The organism is Devosia sp. (genome assembly GCF_034675085.1).
GTDB lineage: Bacteria > Pseudomonadota > Alphaproteobacteria > Rhizobiales > Devosiaceae > Devosia.
The window spans coordinates 1-1,552 of sequence record NZ_JAUCDN010000485.1 but is presented as its reverse complement, the minus strand read 5'-3'; the positions used below and the strand labels follow the sequence as shown (position 1 = coordinate 1,552).

Below are 1,552 nucleotides of genomic sequence, written 5' to 3'. Positions count from 1 at the left end.
ACATCCAGCTCAGCCCGCGCGGCACCGAGCCGGTATTGTTCTCGCGCAGGGTGAACTCGAACATGTTGGCCGCCGCTTCGAGCTGTTCGGGGGCGAAACCGCGCGCGGCGATCTCGCCCAGGCTCGAAAGGATCAGCGCTTCCACCCTGTCGGCATTTTGCGGGTCCACGCCCTTGAGCCCGAAACTGGCCATGGGCTGGCGCAGGCCCAGCCCGATGCCGCTCCCCGTCAGCCCCTCGCCCAGCCCCGATTCGGTCAGCGCCTTGCGCAGGGGCGCGGCGGGCGTGCCCACCAATAGATAGCTCAGCATGGAATGGCTCAGCGTCTCGGCCCGGTCCGCCGGCTCGTCCAGCATCCAGTTGACGCTGACCATGCCGTCGCGGCGTTTGTCGGTGTCGATGGTGCCGGCATAATGCGCCTCGATCCGGCGCGGCGCGTTGAAGCGCGGCTGCAAGGGGATTTCTCCCGCCGCCGGCGCCGCCTCGAACTGGCTGAAATAGGCGTCCAGGATCGCCAGCCGCCGCTCGGCGTCGTCATCGCCCGAAAAGAAGGCCCGCGTATTGGAGGGATGGTAGAAGGCCCGGTGGAAGGCCCGGAACTGCTCATAGCTCAGCGCCGGAATGTCCCTGGGGTCGCCCCCCGCATTCACCCCGTAAATGGTGTCGGGATAGAGCGAGCGCTGCGCCACGTCGCGCAGCACGGCGTCGGGCGAAGAAAACGCCCCCTTCATTTCGTTGAACACCACGCCCTTGTAGACCAGCGGCGCCCCGGCCTCGGCCAGTTCGTAATGCCAGCCTTCCTGGCGGAACGTATCCTCCTCGATCAGCGGGAAGAACACCGCGTCCAGATAGACATCCACCAGATTGTAGAAATCCTGCACATTCTGGCTGGCCACCGGATAGACCGTCTTGTCGGGGAAGGTCATGGCGTTGAGAAAGGTATTCAGGCTCCCCTTGATCAGCTCCACGAACGGCTTTTTCACCGGATATTTCCGGCTCCCGCACAGCACCGAATGCTCAAGAATATGCGCCACCCCGCTCGAATCGGCCGGCGGGGTCTTGAAGGTGATGCCGAACACCTTGTTCTCGTCGTCATTGACCAGGCTCACCACCTCCGCCCCGGTCTTTTTGTGCCGATAGACCAGCGCCCGCGAATTGACCTCGGCAATCTGGGCGTCGCGGACAAGCTCGAAGGCGGGATGGGACATGGAAACACTCGGGGAGGAACGGAAAGGATTATCCCAAGGTAAGCGCTGAATCAGGGCTTCGCTAGGGGCGGAGCCGGCGCGCTTGCTTCAGACCACCATCGGTGGCCGGGAAACCCTTCGTCGGCTCGACCACCGGCCCGCCGCTCCCCCTCGACGGGGAGTGTTCACTTCGGACGCCGGAGCCTTGGTTTTGAGTCTTCCCAAAACTCCGACGCTGCCCACGGGCTTGACCCGTGGGCCAGACTGGGAGCCCTTGGTGACTCTGCGTTTGCTGGGAGTGGCCCGCGGACCAAGTCCGCGGGAAGCGCCGGTGGGTGGGAGGGAACTGCCCGACAGAAAGCGCCT

1 protein-coding gene is annotated in these 1,552 nt (G+C 64.6%); it reads right to left on the bottom strand.

Annotation, left to right across the window (positions count from 1 at the left end; all coding sequences use genetic code 11):
• A partial coding sequence (locus VDP82_RS17995; protein ID WP_323016184.1) for an insulinase family protein occupies positions 1–1,207 on the bottom strand: 1,207 nt, incomplete at its 3' end.
• Positions 1,208–1,552: the final 345 nt, after the last annotated feature.